Origin of the sequence: Nonlabens ponticola (genome assembly GCF_003966335.1) — a bacterium.
Taxonomy (GTDB): Bacteria; Bacteroidota; Bacteroidia; order Flavobacteriales; family Flavobacteriaceae; genus Nonlabens; species Nonlabens ponticola.
In genome coordinates this window covers 638240-653830 of sequence record NZ_CP034549.1, presented here as the reverse complement: position 1 = coordinate 653830, position 15591 = coordinate 638240, and the positions used below count along the sequence as shown (strand labels likewise).

Genomic DNA, 15591 nt, shown 5'->3' with positions numbered 1-15591 from the left:
TTAGCCAGAAGAATTTAACAATATATCATCCGCCATAAGGTAAACGTTGTTGTTGTTTAAACTTTTCATTTAATCGCTCCGATACTTTTCGATTACCTTTAGAAATTGAATTGAATGATCTACCGGAAAGCCTTAACCTTTCTAGGTCTAGTGACTTTTTGATACTTAAAAATTCAGCATCAATGTTCGGTATCGAAATCGTAGATCCAGGTAAATCCTTTAATTTGCTAGCTATTTCTAGACGAACGAAATCGAGATCATTCTTATACATCTCAATAACTCTTTTACGCAGTAAACTGGATGATTCTATGTGCGGCATTAAAAATTTTATGGAATATTTTCTGTCAAGAATATTCTTTGATTGCGAATAAAGTAATAATAAAGTATAGTCATTTTTGGCACTTGCCCTTTCTAGCACATAATCAGAAAATGAGATGAGATTCATTCTGATTAAAAGACGTTGTAGGAAATACATATCGGTGAGATCTTGATTTTAAACCATTAACTCACCACGTACCACCACAACTGCATCACCAGTGATAGAAATATGCTCATCATCTAGCACCTCAACATCTAGAATACCTGTTCTTGCAGAACACTGATAAGCTTTCAACTTCCTCTTTTTCAATTTCTCAGCCCAATAGGCTGTCAAGAATGTATGCGTTGCTCCTGTTACAGGATCTTCATCGCCACCACTCCACGGCCAGAAGTATCTGCTTTCAAAATCATAAGCTGGATCACTTGATTTTGCTGTTACCACCACGCCACTGATATCATGTACCGCTGCTTTCATGGCAGAAAAATCTGGTGTGAGTTTTCTCAGTTTCTGTGAATCTTTAATCTCAATCATGAGTTCGAGATTTTCATGATTGTAGCCTGTATTTAAAACCGCATCGATCCCTATAGCATGTAAGAGTTCTTTAGGAACCTCACGATCAACAATCCCATAATTTGGAAAGGCGAGCGCTACTTTTTCTCCATTTCGGGCAGCTTTGAGCAAGGTGCCTGACTGAGTCTTAAAATCAATCGCATTTAAATCTGAATCTCTTTCAAATAGAACTTTTGCACTGGCCAGCGTTGCATGACCACACAAAGGTATTTCCATCATCGGGCTGAAGTATCTGATGGAAAAATGATCATCACTTCTCAAGACAAAAGCCGTTTCGGATAGATTGATCTCGCTGGCTATGGATTGCATCAATGCATCATCCAGAGGCTCTTCCAGCAAACAAACTCCAGCTGGATTACCTTTAAATGGCTCGTTTGTAAACGAGTCTACCATGAAGTAGGGAATGATACGGCTCAATCTATTGTTTTTTAAATTCCAGTTTTGACGAGCGCCCTTTTTTAAACTTTTTATTTTTCGCAGGCTTACCTGCTCGCAGTTGCTTTTGCTCCTCAGCTGATAACTGTATTACCTCTAAACAATGAGTGCTACAGGTATTTTTAAATGCTTTCCGGCAATTCTCACATTGTATGAAAAGTAAATGACAGCCCTCATTATCACAATTTGTGTGCGTGTCACAAGGCTCGCCACATTGATGGCAGTTAGAGATGATCTCATCGCTTATCTTTTCAGATAATCGCGCGTCAAAAACAAAATTTTTACCTCTAAATTTATTCTCCAATCCTTGCTCAGTTACCTGTCTGTGATACTCGATGATACCACCTTCTAGCTGGTAAACATCCTCAAAACCGCGATGCTTGTAATAGGCACTTGCTTTCTCACAACGTATGCCGCCGGTACAATACATTACCAGTTTCTTATCCTTTTTGTGGTCTTTTATTTCTTCCTCGATGATGGGTAAGCTTTCGCGAAAGGTGTCCACATCAGGCGTCCACGCATTTTGAAAATGACCTATCTCGCTCTCATAATGATTGCGCATATCAACCAGCACCGTATCAGGATCATCAATCAGCTCATTGAATCTAGCGGCATCTACATGAACGCCTTTATTAGTCACGTCAAAGGAGTCGTCTTCAAGTCCATCGGCAACAATCTTATGGCGCACCTTGACTTTCAGCTTCAAGAAACTCTCATCGTCATGTTCTCGAGCGATATTTAATCGCACGTTTTCTAGAAAGTCGATGCCATCTAGAAATTTTTTGAGCTCCTTAAAACGATCTGCCGGAATAGAAAATTGGGCGTTGATACCTTCATGAGCGACATAAATACGTCCCAAGACATCAAGAGCATTAAAGTCTACAAACAGATAGTTTCTAAATAATTGTGGATCAATAATAAAGGCATACTGATAGAAAGAGATCGTGAGCCGCTGCTTACCAGCCTCACGTATCAATTGTCTTCTCTCTTCAGCACTTAATTTGTTATACAGTTGCATGCTATAAACAGTTAAATGTTGATAGTGCAAAGGTAGTTAGATTATAGATATTTGACCGCTGCGCTGCTAGTAGTCAGATAGTAGGCACAATCTATTTGCGTTAAGGATAGCAGTGAAAATCCTGTTGCCACGCCACAAGCGTGACAATAGATTGTAACGGATAGCCTGACCTCTAGCCTTGAGCGACAGCGATATGCTAGAGGAAACGCCCTAATAATTTATCATGATATATTCATCGCTTCCGCGAAAGCTGACACGTTAAATACTGTGGTTAATAACCATTGTCTCATCGTATTGGAAAAGGCGGCGTTAACAACTATTTTTACGTAAAATATTTACAATGGCAGACGATAAGGAATTAGCAGCAAAACAGAAAGCGCTCAAATTGACGCTAGACAAGCTGGACAAGGCATACGGTAAAGGAACGGTGATGAAAATGGGTGACCAGCAAGTGGTCGATGTCGAGGCGATTCCTACAGGTTCACTAGCGTTGAATGCAGCATTGGGTGTAGGTGGCTATCCACGTGGTCGTGTGATTGAGATCTACGGGCCTGAATCTTCTGGTAAAACGACTCTAACACTGCACGCGATTGCCGAGGCTCAAAAAGCTGGTGGTATCGCTGCGTTTATTGATGCAGAGCATGCTTTTGACCGCTTTTATGCAGAAAAACTGGGTGTTGACCTTGACAATCTCATCATATCTCAGCCAGATCACGGTGAGCAAGCTCTTGAGATTGCCGATAATTTGATACGCTCTGGTGCGATTGATATTATTGTCATTGACTCGGTCGCTGCATTGACTCCTAAAAGTGAGATTGAAGGTGAGATGGGTGATAGCAAGATGGGATTACACGCTCGTTTAATGTCACAGGCATTAAGAAAATTAACGGGTACCATCTCTAAAACTAAGTGTACGGTAATGTTCATCAACCAGCTGCGTGAGAAGATAGGTGTGATGTTTGGTAATCCAGAGACGACGACTGGTGGTAATGCCTTGAAGTTTTATGCTTCGGTGCGCCTTGATATACGTCGATCTACCCAAATCAAAAATACTGACGGTTCTGTTCAAGGAAACAAGACACGTGTGAAGGTTGTGAAGAACAAGGTGGCACCACCATTCCGCACGGCAGAGTTTGATATACTATATGGTCAAGGTGTTTCCAAGATAGGTGAGATCATCGATCTAGGTGTGAACTATGAGATCATTAACAAGGCTGGGTCCTGGTTCTCATATGAGGATACTAAACTAGGTCAAGGTCGTGATAGTGTGAAAAATATCCTGATGGACAACCCAGATCTTATGGATGAGCTGGAAGGAAAAATCATGGAGGCGATCAAAATGTCTGCTAGCTAGATAACATCATACTTAAAATTAAAACAAACCGTTCCTCATGTGAGGAACGGTTTTTTGTTTTATAGACGCAACCTTTGTCTCGTTTATCCATCTAACAGTCAAAGAGATCTATATGAGATTTAAATTTTATGCCGCCCTGATGATCCTTGCCTTTGCGGTTAGCTCTTGCGAGATAGGTGATGATGATGGCGCAATACCGGTACAGTTTGAAGTAGTTGCCATTACTGGAGTTGATATTGATGATACATTTGAATTTGGTGAGACAAATGAGATCACAATAAGGTATAATTTACCATCTGACTGTCACTCCTTTGAAGGTTTTAACGTGCAATCTTTATTGAACAATCGTGAAGTAAGAGTGGTCACAGGTTTTGTTGATGTTGGCGACTGCGTGCGTGAATTAAAACCTGAAGAGCAAACTCTAGAGTTTCTAGCAGCCAGCAATGGCACCTATAATTTCAAGTTTTTTACAGGATTTGACGAGAATAATGAACCGGAGTTTCTTGAATATGAAGTTGAAGTTGAAGACTAGAATAGTATAAATTTAAATGTGGTTCAAGAACAACTCATTAAAGAATGTCAGGCAGGCAATCGTAAAGCACAACGTGAGCTGTACGATAGATATGCAAGTGCACTTTATGGATGTTGTTTGAAATATGCGCCTAATGCGCAGGAAGCACAGGATGTTTTACAGGATAGCTTCATCACCATATTTGATAAGATAAAACAATTTAAGAGTAAAGGATCGCTAGAAGGATGGTGTAAGAGAATCGCGATCAACACAGCTTTACAGCGATACCGCGGTAAAAAAGTGTATCAGCTAGAAAATGAAGGCGCCATACCAGAAACGGGCGTTGAGGTTGAGGAACCAGAAGACATAAGCCTACAGGACATGTTGCAAATGATACAGCAACTACCAGAACGCTATCGCATGGTTTTCTCGCTTTATACCCTAGATGGATATGGACATAAAGAGATTGCGAGCATGATGGGAATTACTGAAGGCACATCAAAATCTAATCTCTCAAGAGCTAAACAGAATTTACAGGAAATGATCCTGCAATGGCGTGAGAATAACGCCAGCGACGTGAGTTAAAAATGGAAGACAAGAAAGACATAGAACGTATTTTCCAGGAGCGCTTCAAGCAATTTGAAGCTGCACCACCGCAAGACACATGGTCTCAAATAGAGGCACGTCTTAATGGTAAGAAAAAACGTAGGGTCATCCCAATCATCTGGTGGCAATTAGGTGGTGTTGCGGCTGTGCTTGCTGTCGTGGTGGCTAGTTACATGATGGGCAGCGATGAGTTTGATGCTGTTGATGGTAATAATGGTTATGTTATTGAAGAGACCAACAACTCAGATTCTTCTCAAGAAAACAACCGTGGTTTATTGAACGATAACGATTTTGAGCCATCTACTACCAATCCTGCATCAACGGGTAATACCAATATTGTATCTACTGATAATGAGAATACGGTCTCAAGTGATTCCAATGTCAATGATGTAAGCTCACCACGACCAGCCGATGCTCTAGCGGCTGGTATTCAAGATAAAGGTGATGTAAGCAGTGCTACTTCTGGAAACATCGCAACACCTTCTGGTGACGATGATCAAACCGTTGGTATTGCGAGTACAGCCATTGAGAATGATAATACATTAAGAATTCCTAATACAAACGCAGGCATCGCAAATAACGATACTAACCTAGATAATAAAACTCAAGGTTCAACTCCTAAAGTTCTTGATCTTGATGGACTCAAAGTGAGCGATGGCGTTGCAACCACTGATCCTGCCCAAAATGTTCCCGACGGCGCAGATAAGGACATGGTACCTAGTAATGAAGAGTCCTTGCAGGAAATAGCGGATGCTGTGGTAACTGCAGGAACAAAAATAACTATCGAAGAAGAAAGACAAGATAGATTACTAAACAATCGCTGGAGTGCAGCAACTGTGGTGGCACCTGTTTTTGCCAATAGCTTTAATGGCAGTTCCATTAATAATAATGTAGGCGACGCGAGTGGCGATACTAATATAAGTTATGGCGTTGCAGTCGATTACAACATCTCTTCACGATTGAGCGTGCGCACCGGTGTACACCAGATGAATGTTGCCTACAATACTAATAATGTGAGTTATAGCACTCCTATTAGCGCCATAGCCGTGGCAGGTAGCGCACCAGGCCGTAGCTACAATCCAGGTGATGTAAATCGTGCCAACGCTATTCCTATAGACAATACCTTCTCACAAGAGCTGGTAAGCAACAACAACTTTGGCGGTTTTCAAGGTGAGCTATCGCAGCAATTGGGCTATGTAGAAGTGCCGCTCGAGCTCAAGTATAGATTGGTGGATAGTAAACTGGGCATCAATGTGCTGGGTGGTTTTAGTGCACTGTTTTTGACAGATAATGAAGTGAATATATCAGGCAATGGCCGCCGACTGGAATTGGGTGAGGACCGCAATTTTCAGGACTTTAACCAGAGTGCCAACTTTGGTCTAGGGCTGGACTATCAATTTACAAACAAGCTAGGCCTATCAATCGAGCCTACATTCAAATATCAATTGAACGCCTTGCGCAATGACGCAGCAGACTTTAGGCCGTACACTATAGGTGTTTACACAGGCTTGATGTATAGATTTTAACCAGAGAAAATAACGATCGTTGCAGATTTCTCTGGGAATATGAAAAGGAAATTGGGTTGGTTAACAAATTAAACTCAATGTTTGCAATGATCTAGAAAACCGCTTTACCTCGTGTAAGGCGGTTTTTGATTTTACTGATGTTTTTGCAAATCGTTGAGCATGATGGTTCTTACGCTTTCGCGAAAGCTAACTTTATCACCAGGCAATTGCAAGCCACGAGTTTCCTGAATAGGTAACGTCCTTGCACGCATGATTCCAGGTGAGCCTTTGAAGAATACGTATGGAAATCGTTTCTTGTTATCATAAAAACTCATGGGCACTACCGGTATTTGATGCTCAATGGCCAGCCTAAAAGCGCCGTCCTTAAAACTATCCAGCTGCACGCTCAAATCATCAGGAACACCACCTTCAGGAAAAATGCAGATGCCTACGCCGTCGTTAAGTCTCTCGCTCGCACGTTCAAAGACAGCCTGGCGACTGCGCGGATTTTTGCGATCCACCAATATACAGGTTCTCTTGTAGAAAAAACCGAATACGGGAATTTTAGCCAGCTCAGATTTACCTACAAACACAAATGGATTTTTGGCAATGAGTAACATCAACATAATATCTGCCATACTGGTGTGATTGGCAACTAGCATATAGCTCTTACCTTTTTCCATTCCAGCCTCTCGTTTTATAACTGGCCAGAATCCCATGCCGTACAATATGATTGCAGCCCAGATGCGCGCCATAAAAAAGAATGCAGAATAAGTCTTTTCTGAAATGACCGACAATAATAAAAACGGAAACATCACGATAATAGGAACCGCAAGCAATATATAAAACCATATCCTGTACAGAGGCATCAAGACGTATCGCAACCATTTCATAGCTGCCAAAAATAGACGAATTAAATAGTCTCGCAAGTAAGCTCGCGATCTTGGGCAACGACTAGGAACGCTTTACCTTTGTCATAATACCAATTAATCATGGCAAGAGTACTTACAGGCATTCAATCTACAGGCACACCGCATTTGGGCAACTTATTAGGCGCCATTCTACCTGCTATTGAGATGTCGAAGAAAGAGGGAACAGACTCCTTTCTTTTTATAGCAAACTTTCACTCTTTGACTCAAATCAAGGATAGTGAAACCATGCGTGAGAATACTTATGCCACTGCTGCTGTGTGGTTAGCTTGCGGTTTGGATACCAGTCGAACCACATTTTACAGACAAAGCGACGTGCCACAAGTAACCGAACTCAATTGGTACCTCAACTGCTTTTTTCCATATCAACGATTGACACTTGCCCACAGTTTTAAGGACAAAGCAGATAGATTATCAGATGTGAACGCTGGATTATTTACCTATCCCATGCTTATGGCTGCTGACATCCTACTCTATGATGCAGAAGTGGTGCCCGTAGGTAAAGATCAACTGCAGCACCTGGAAATGGCGCGTGATGTCGCTGGTAGATTCAACAATCAAATGGGTGATACCTTAATTGAGCCACAGGCCAAAATTCAAGAAGAAACCATGTATGTTCCTGGAACTGATGGTCAAAAGATGAGTAAGTCGCGTGGCAACCTCATCAACATTTTTCTACCTAAAAACCAACTCAAAAAACAAGTGATGTCTATTGAGACCGATAGCACACCACTTGAGGAGCCTAAAGATCCGGATACTTGTAACGTCTTTGCTATTTATGAATTGTTAGCAAATGCAGATCAGGTAAAAACCATGCGCAATAATTACGCTGGCGGTAACTACGGTTATGGTCATGCAAAAAAGGAGTTGCTGGAATTAATACTAGAAAAATTTGCCACAGAACGTGAGAAGTTTGATCATTTCATGGCAAACAAAAACGAAATCGATCAAGCCTTGAGCGATGGCGCAGCAAAAGCTCAGAATGTTGCAAATGGCGTATTGCAAAAAGTACGTGAGAAGATAGGTTACTAGACCAATTCAAACAACTTGCCAGGTAGCGGTCTCACGACTCCTTTCAACTCCATGGTCATGAGAATAGAAGCTACTTTGTGAACGGCCATCTGTTCTTTCAAAGCTATTATGTCTAAAAGTTCCTGACCATTTTGTTTGAGGTGATTAAATACTTTTTTCTCATCATCGCTAAGCTCTACAAAAAGTTGTTTTTGCACAGCCACGTTGCGTTCCTGCCAGCCTAGAATGTAGGGAATATCTGCTGCGGTGGTGAGCATGTGAGCCTTGGACTGTTTGATCAATTGATTGCATCCAGAACTGTATTTATCAGTCACGCGGCCAGGCACGGCAAACACCTCGCGGTTGTAACTGTTGGCAATTTCTGCAGTGACCAGCGAGCCACCTTTACTGGCGCTTTCAATTACTACCGTTGCTTCACTCAATCCTGCGATGATGCGGTTACGACCCAGAAAATTCTTTCGGTCAAATGTGTCATCATTCCAAAAATCTGTAACAAAACCGCCATTTGCCATCATGTCCTTATTATGTGCAGCGTGATTGCGAGGATAGGTTTGATTGAGTCCATGAGCCATCACGGCTACCGTTTGTAAATCATATTTGATGGCAAGCTTGTGCGCAAGAATATCAACTCCATAGGCATAACCGCTGATGATAGTAGGTTTGAGCGGCGCAATTTGCTCCATAAATTGCTCTAGAAAAGCACTGCCTTGCGAGGTGATTTGTCGAGTTCCAACAATACTAAGCGTGTATGGATTACTCCAATCTACATTTCCTTTCTCAAAAAAGATGATTGGTCCATCGACACAATACTGCAATCGCTCTGGATAATCCTCATTGTAATAAACCCTGTATCTAAGTTTATTTTCCTCTATAAATTGCAGCTCTTTTTCTGCTTTTGGGAATAGCGTTTTGGATTTGATGAATTGTGCCTTCTTCTCGCCTATGCCTTCTATTGCGGCAATGTCTTGATACTTTTGCTCAAAGACGCTGGTCGCACTTCCAAAGGTTCTGATCAACTTCTTAGCCATGATATCACCTATCAATGGAGCTTTTTTAAGTGCCAATAAGGAGAGTAATTCTTGCTGATCCATCATCCAAATATAAACGGATTGGGATCGAGAATGATTTTATCAAATTCAGCCAATTGCTCTTTAGCTAAAACTCCTGGAAAATCGCCGCGATAATCCAGCATGTCTGTCATAACTTGAAAGTGTAGGTGCGGTGAATAACCACCGTTTTCTTGAGGTGTACCTAGGTGTGCTATGATCTCGCTTTCGCGAAAGCGTAATCCTACAGACCAGTCCTGCATATCACTAACGGCAAGATGACCGTAAAGACTGTATAACTTCTTTCCTTGAAAATCGTGTTCCAAAATCAAGGTAGGTCCATAGTTCCCAGCATCGTCATTATTTGCGAAAGAATTTATCATACCATCCATGAGCGCATGCACACTGGTGCCAGCTGGCGCCCACAGATCAATACCCATGTGAATATCACGCACCGCACCATCCTGAAATCTGGCAGACTTGCGATATAATGCTCTTTGCTCCTTAAAGCCACCATGCGCTACAAACTTGTCGTGATACTTGCGCTTTTCTTCAAGATAATGTTCAAAAGTCTCGATATCACTCACATCATGCTGATCCCAATAGGGATTGTGCACAGATAAGTCAATCGGGAAATAGGTGTCTACTGCAAAATTAGGGTCGATGATAGGTCGCACGAGAATCCTGTATGTTTAAATGACCATTTCTGGAATATCGCCTTCTACAATCAAGGTGCCATCAGTAGCTGCTTTGATATCATCAACACTCACGCCAGGTGCTCGCTCTAATAATTTGAAACCTTGGTCTGTAATTTCTAGAACCGAAAGATTGGTTACGACTTTGGTAATACAATTCACGCCTGTCAATGGCAATGTGCATTCTTTCAACAATTTTGAGACGCCTGCACGATTGGTATGCATCATGGCCACGATAATATTTTCGGCACTGGCAACGAGATCCATGGCGCCGCCCATTCCCTTGACCATTTTGCCTGGTATTTTCCAGTTGGCGATATCGCCATTCTCGGCAACTTCCATAGCTCCTAGAATCGTTAAATCAACATGCTGACCTCTTATCATACCAAAGCTCGTGGCACTATTAAAGAAACTAGCTCCTGGCAAGGTGGTAATGGTTTGCTTACCTGCATTTATCACATCTGGATCTTCATCGCCTTCAAATGGAAACGGACCCATGCCCAGCACACCATTCTCTGACTGAAATTCTACTTCTAGTCCATCTGGAACATAATTGGCCACAAGTGTAGGTATGCCAATACCTAGATTGACGTAGTAACCATCCTTTACTTCTTGTGCGATTCTTTTGGCGATTCCTACTTTATCTAACATCTTCTCTAGTTCTAACGGTTCTCTGCTCTATTCTCTTCTCATAATTCACGCCCTGGAATATGCGCTTGACAAATATTCCTGGAATATGAATCTGGTTAGGATCCAACTCACCTGATGGGACAAGTTCTTCAACCTCTGCGACGGTGATAGCTGCTGCACCACACATGACTGGATTAAAATTTCTGGCGGTTCCTTTGAATATTAGATTTCCAGCGGTGTCGCCTTTCCATGCTTTAACCATGGCAAAATCTGCTTTAAAAGCATGTTCAAGGATATGCGGTTTTCCATTGAAAACGCGCTCCTCTTTGCCTTCGGCAACTTCAGTACCATAGCCAGCTGGCGTGTAAAAAGCTGGGATTCCTGCTTGAGCTGCACGGCAACGCTCGGCTAGAGTTCCTTGGGGTATAAGATCGACCTCAAGCTCGCCGCTCAACATCTGTCTTTCAAACTCATCGTTCTCACCCACGTATGACGAGATCATTTTTTTGATTTGCTTGCCTTGCAGCAGTAATCCCAAACCAAAATCATCAACACCAGCATTGTTTGATATACAGGTAAGGTCTTTAACACCTAATTTCACGAGTTGTGAGATGCTGTTTTCTGGGATTCCAGAAAGTCCGAAACCTCCTAACATTAAAGTCATGCCGCTTTTCACGCCTTCCAGCGCTTGTGCAGCATCACTTACAGTTCTATTGATCATTGTATCCTTATTTTTCTATGAAAGTAAGGATTTTTGAATGGTTGAGCGAATGGAAATGGACAACAAATGTTCGGTAATTAGCTCAATGCAATACTACATTAAGCTGCTCAGCTCTGCTGGTAGTTCTCGACTTCGCTCGAACAGGCATTGCTAAAAATTGAAATTTGTCAGCTCTACTGGCCCAGGCTTAAACCTCATCAAAATTAACCACAATCTTGGCGGTAGTTGGGCAAGCCTGGCAGGTGAGTGTTAGGCCTTCATCTACTTCCTCGTCAGTGAGAATAGAATTTTTGCGCATGGTGGCTTTTCCTTCCTCTAGCAAGCCTACGCAGCTACTACAAATTCCTCCTTGGCAGGAATAAGGTGCATCGATATCGTTTTTGAGCATCACTTCAAGCAAGGTCTCATCACGACGCATGGTAAGTTGGTGTTCTTCATCGTCTAGGATGACTTTTACCTCCGTCAAGTGAGAATCTTCGGTGATTTCTACCTCACTTTCTGTAGCGGTGAAGAGTTCAAATTTGATGTTTTCTTTGGCGACGACCTCTTTCTCGGTAAGGTTGTTTGTTGCCATATTGATCATGGCTTCTGGACCGCATAGGTAAGCTTTCGCGAAAGCGTAATCCTCACAATCATTCTTCAAAAAATAATTGAGGTTTGCCTTGTTCACACGACCGAACAACTCATCCTGACGCTCTTCTCTAGAGAAACTGTACCGCACTTTGAAACGATCTGGATGGGCGTCTTGCAAATCGTTCAATTGCTCAAAATATATGGTCTGCGATTGAGACTGATTCCCATAAATTAATACCACTCGGCTGTCTTTTTCAGTATGAAGAATACTCTTGATGATGGACATTATAGGTGTGATACCGCTACCTGCTGCAACATTCAAATAGTGATTGACGGCACTGGCATCGCTCTCGTGAATAAACAATCCATCTGGTGGCGCGACTTGAAGGGTGTCGCCAGCGCGCAGTTTCATGGCATAGTTTGAGAATGTACCATGCTGCACAGCCTTTACCACAACACTCAAGTGATCTTCATGTGGTGCGCTGCTCAATGAGTAGGCACGTCTCACGTCATTGCCATCAATATCTGCTCTCAAGGTCAAGTACTGGCCTGCGGTATATTCAAAATCGCTTTTCAAATCCTGCGGCACGTCAAAGACGATCTCAACGGCTTGTGAAGTGACTTTTGTGACTTCTTTTATGGACAGTTGGTGGAAAACCATGTGGTATTTTTTAGGCTAGCAAAAATAACAAACGTAAAATGGTTGTAACGTTTTTACATTTATCTTCACATATAGGGTAATTAACATTTTATTTTATGTTCAAACAGTTCATCAGTCTAGAGTGGAAGAGTTTTACCAGAGCTGCGGCTTTTAAGCAAAATGTCGCGTTCAAGATATTTATGGGACTAGGTGCGGTCTACATGCTGTTTGTCATGACTGGTTTAGGTGTTGGTGTTTTTTACGGGCTTAAAAAATTAGTGCCGGATCAAGATCCATTTACCGTACTCAACCGTTTTTTGATTTATTACTTTGTGTTTGATCTCGCCATAAGATATGGTATGCAAAAAATGCCTGTGGCCAACATTAGACCACTGTTGTACCTGCCTATCACTCGCAGCCAGATCGTGAATTTTGCGCTAGGTAAAACTAGTATATCGTTTTTCAATATTCTACATGCGTTCTTTTTTATACCGTATTCTATTGTGCTGTTGGTTGAAGGTTATGACCCTATAGGCGTTATCTCTTGGCATCTAGCGATCATTGGTATAACCTACACATTAAATTACCTTAATGTGTTTATGAATAAAATGGATAGCGTTTTCTATCCAGTAGTTGCTGTGGTTATAGGGCTGGCATTGTTGCAATATTTTGGGATTTTTGATGTGACCATATACACCGTTCACGTTTTTGAATTCTTCTATGAGCAACCGTGGTCGTTTGTTATTCCAGGAATGGTGGCAGCGCTGTTCTACTACCTTGCCTACAATTATTTCATCAAACAGTTATATCTAGATGCTGGTCTTGAGGTAAAAGTCAAGGCAGCAAGTACTGATGATCTTACGTTTTTTGACCGCTTTGGTAGTGTGTCCACTTTTATTAAAAATGATATACGCCTTATCAAACGCAATAAGCGAGCGCGCATGACCTTCATCATGGGATTCCTATTCTTGTTTTACGGTGCCTTTTTCATGATGCCCATGTATGCTGATATTCCGGCGATGAGAATTTTTGCTGGCCTATTTGTGACTGGCGGTTTCTTGCTCAGTTTTGGTGGATTGGTGCCTAGTTGGGATAGTAGTTACTACAAGCTCATGATGTCGCAAAATATACCGTACCGCACCTTTTTATTGAGCAAATGGTACTTGATGGTGATAGTCACCTGTATTTGTAGCGTCCTGTCGCTGGCCTACGGTTTTGTGGGTATTGAGTGGCTCAAGCCTATGATTGCTGCTGCGATTTTCAACATAGGCTTCAACAGTAGTTTTGTGTTGTTGGGTGGTGCGTTTGTAAAGACGCCTATCGATTTGCAGAGTGCCAAAAAAGCCTTTGGCGATTCTAAGGCTTTTAATTTCAAGACCATCCTACTTGCTATGCTCAAATTATTTGTGCCCATTGCGGTCTATGCAGCCTTTGCCTTTACCATAAGCGATAATGCTGGTTACATTGCCGTTGCGGCCACTGGTGTCATAGGATTGCTACTGCGCAACAAGATTTTTGATCTTATCGAGAACATTTATAAAAACGAGAAATACGACACTATTGCTGCTTACTCGCAGACTAATTAATTGCAATTGGATTTTAATGATTCCGCTTTCGCGAAAGCGTAACAACCATACCATCACCACTACATATTAAAGACATGATTGAAATAACAAACCTCTCAAAACAATACGCAGACACTAAAGTGTTGGACATAGATCATCTAGAGATCCCAGCTGGACAAGCGGTAGGTCTGGTAGGAAATAACGGTGCTGGCAAAACCACGCTGTTTTCATTGCTACTAGACTTGATACAACCTACTACCGGTTACATCACTACAAACCAGGTGCGCGTTGATGAAAGTGAGGACTGGAAACCGTTTACCAGCGCTTTTGTCGATGAGAGTTTTCTCATAGGATATCTCACGCCCGAAGAATATTTCTACTTTATAGGCGAGCTGCGCGGTCAAAACAAAGCAGATATTGATGCCCTTATGGAAAAGCACCTTGAGTTTTTCAACGGTGAAGCCATAGGTCAGAAAAAATACCTGCGTGACCTATCAAAAGGTAACCAGAAAAAAGTAGGTATTATTGCCGCACTTATAGGTAGCCCTAAAGTGGTGATACTCGACGAGCCGTTTGCTAATCTGGATCCATCCACACAAATAAGACTGAAGAAGATCATCAAGGAACTAGCAGAAGATAGTGAGACAACGGTCTTTATCTCAAGTCATGATCTGATCCACGTGACTGAGGTTGCTCAGCGCGTTGTGTTATTAGAAAAAGGTCGTGTCGTGATGGATATGATGAAGGACGCAGGAACATTTGCTCAATTAGAGCAGTATTTCATGGGAATAAGCGAGTCTCACGCACCAGTTGCACAATTACAAGAGGAAGAATAATGGCACCTAAATACAAGACCTTTGGTGTTTATCTTATTTGTTTTCTTGGGGTATTTGTAATTACCCATTATATCACTGTTGGATTCTTTACTGAGCCTACTTTCTGGACAACTTTTATTCCTATTGCCGTGGCAATGATCGTATCGCCTAAACCGCATATTGAAGAAACTGTCTCGGGAAAACGTTATGGACTCAAAAGCCTGTTTTCGCCTAAGATCTACTGGTTTGATTGATGTTGTTTACTTAAGTTCAATCCATGATTTTAATTAGGACTTATTTAAAATGAGCGCTCGAATCAAGGCTTTTACTATTTACTTTATATGTTTTGCCGCTATATTTTTCCTCACGAGATATGCTGGACTGCAGGTAGTTTCTACTCCTGATGTATGGACCACCATCCTACCTCTAATTCTTGCTGCTGTACTATCGCCTCATCCTTATAGTGCGATGCATCAATCGGGCAAACGTCATGGATTAAAAAGTTTCTTTTCACCTCGCGTTTATTGGCTTGATTAATTTGTCGTGGTAGGCGTTCAATCTGCATGGATTATTGTCTATGGGAATATTCCTTATTTTTGTGGGTTCTTACAATATCATGCCGTGAGA

General features: G+C 41.8%; 18 protein-coding genes. 8 read left to right on the top strand and 10 right to left on the bottom strand.

From position 1 onward, the window contains the following. Positions 1-25: 25 nt before the first annotated feature. From EJ995_RS02855 to trhO, 3 genes are read right to left on the bottom strand one after another with little or no spacing between them, the layout of a single operon-like run. Positions 26-445, bottom strand: coding sequence for a hypothetical protein (locus tag EJ995_RS02855; protein ID WP_126445422.1), 420 nt, complete (start codon positions 443-445; stop codon positions 26-28). 48 nt (positions 446-493) lie between these two features. Then, positions 494-1306 (bottom strand): PhzF family phenazine biosynthesis protein, encoded by an 813-nt coding sequence (locus tag EJ995_RS02850; RefSeq protein WP_241234676.1) that lies wholly within the window; start codon positions 1304-1306, stop codon positions 494-496. A 1-nt stretch (position 1307) separates the two neighbouring features. Beyond that, a complete protein-coding gene (gene trhO / locus EJ995_RS02845) occupies positions 1308-2342 on the bottom strand; it encodes an oxygen-dependent tRNA uridine(34) hydroxylase TrhO (protein ID WP_126445420.1) in 1035 nt (344 codons plus the stop codon). A 340-nt stretch (positions 2343-2682) separates the two neighbouring features. Between trhO and recA the strand changes: the two genes are divergently transcribed. The 4 genes from recA to EJ995_RS02825 all read left to right on the top strand — a co-directional run bounded on the left by recA (position 2683) and on the right by EJ995_RS02825 (position 6339). After that, positions 2683-3696, top strand: a complete 1014-nt coding sequence (gene recA / locus EJ995_RS02840; RefSeq protein WP_126445418.1) for a recombinase RecA — start codon at positions 2683-2685, stop codon at positions 3694-3696. Positions 3697-3808: 112 nt separating this feature from the next. Next, positions 3809-4228: a hypothetical protein gene (locus EJ995_RS02835; RefSeq protein ID WP_126445416.1), complete on the top strand. Its 420-nt coding sequence runs from the start codon at positions 3809-3811 to the stop codon at positions 4226-4228. 18 nt (positions 4229-4246) lie between these two features. After that, positions 4247-4792 (top strand): RNA polymerase sigma factor, encoded by a 546-nt coding sequence (locus EJ995_RS02830; protein WP_126445414.1) that lies wholly within the window; start codon positions 4247-4249, stop codon positions 4790-4792. A 2-nt stretch (positions 4793-4794) separates the two neighbouring features. Further along, complete coding sequence (locus tag EJ995_RS02825; protein ID WP_126445412.1) at positions 4795-6339, top strand: outer membrane beta-barrel protein; 1545 nt, start codon at positions 4795-4797, stop codon at positions 6337-6339. Between the two features lie 131 nt (positions 6340-6470). On the opposite strand, the gene EJ995_RS02820 is transcribed toward EJ995_RS02825, so the two are convergent. Next, the gene (locus EJ995_RS02820) at positions 6471-7211 is read right to left on the bottom strand and encodes a lysophospholipid acyltransferase family protein (RefSeq protein ID WP_126445410.1); all 741 of its coding nucleotides are present in this window, start codon (positions 7209-7211) and stop codon (positions 6471-6473) included. Between the two features lie 99 nt (positions 7212-7310). On the opposite strand from EJ995_RS02820, the gene trpS reads away from it, so the two are divergent. Beyond that, a complete protein-coding gene (gene trpS, locus EJ995_RS02815) occupies positions 7311-8279 on the top strand; it encodes a tryptophan--tRNA ligase (protein WP_126445408.1) in 969 nt (322 codons plus the stop codon). On the opposite strand, the gene dprA is transcribed toward trpS, so the two are convergent. The 5 genes from dprA to EJ995_RS02790 all read right to left on the bottom strand — a co-directional run bounded on the left by dprA (position 8276) and on the right by EJ995_RS02790 (position 12605). Further along, positions 8276-9370, bottom strand: coding sequence for a DNA-processing protein DprA (dprA, locus tag EJ995_RS02810; RefSeq protein ID WP_126445406.1), 1095 nt, complete (start codon positions 9368-9370; stop codon positions 8276-8278). The two genes, trpS and dprA, sit on opposite strands and share 4 nt — an antisense overlap. After that, entirely contained in the window at positions 9370-10002 is a 633-nt protein-coding gene (locus EJ995_RS02805) for a peptidoglycan DD-metalloendopeptidase family protein (RefSeq protein WP_206482262.1), read from the bottom strand. The genes dprA and EJ995_RS02805 overlap by 1 nt, the downstream gene beginning before the upstream one ends. 15 nt (positions 10003-10017) lie before the next feature. Continuing rightward, entirely contained in the window at positions 10018-10671 is a 654-nt protein-coding gene (locus EJ995_RS02800) for a 3-oxoacid CoA-transferase subunit B (protein ID WP_126445402.1), read from the bottom strand. After that, positions 10661-11371 (bottom strand): CoA transferase subunit A, encoded by a 711-nt coding sequence (locus tag EJ995_RS02795; protein WP_126445400.1) that lies wholly within the window; start codon positions 11369-11371, stop codon positions 10661-10663. Before EJ995_RS02795 ends, EJ995_RS02800 begins: the two co-directional genes overlap by 11 nt. 187 nt (positions 11372-11558) lie before the next feature. Then, the gene (locus EJ995_RS02790) at positions 11559-12605 is read right to left on the bottom strand and encodes a ferredoxin--NADP reductase (RefSeq protein WP_126445398.1); all 1047 of its coding nucleotides are present in this window, start codon (positions 12603-12605) and stop codon (positions 11559-11561) included. Between the two features lie 95 nt (positions 12606-12700). Between EJ995_RS02790 and EJ995_RS02785 the strand changes: the two genes are divergently transcribed. From EJ995_RS02785 to EJ995_RS02775, 3 genes are all read left to right on the top strand, one after another. Further along, on the top strand, positions 12701-14170 hold the full coding sequence (locus tag EJ995_RS02785; RefSeq protein ID WP_126445396.1) for a DUF5687 family protein: 1470 nt from the start codon (positions 12701-12703) through the stop codon (positions 14168-14170). A 74-nt stretch (positions 14171-14244) separates the two neighbouring features. Next, positions 14245-14985 (top strand): ABC transporter ATP-binding protein, encoded by a 741-nt coding sequence (locus tag EJ995_RS02780; protein ID WP_126445394.1) that lies wholly within the window; start codon positions 14245-14247, stop codon positions 14983-14985. Further along, complete coding sequence (locus EJ995_RS02775; protein ID WP_126445392.1) at positions 14985-15218, top strand: hypothetical protein; 234 nt, start codon at positions 14985-14987, stop codon at positions 15216-15218. The genes EJ995_RS02780 and EJ995_RS02775 overlap by 1 nt, the downstream gene beginning before the upstream one ends. A 140-nt stretch (positions 15219-15358) precedes the next feature. Here EJ995_RS02775 and EJ995_RS13130 read toward each other — a convergent pair whose 3' ends face one another. Continuing rightward, positions 15359-15529, bottom strand: coding sequence for a hypothetical protein (locus EJ995_RS13130; protein WP_164549864.1), 171 nt, complete (start codon positions 15527-15529; stop codon positions 15359-15361). Positions 15530-15591: the final 62 nt, after the last annotated feature.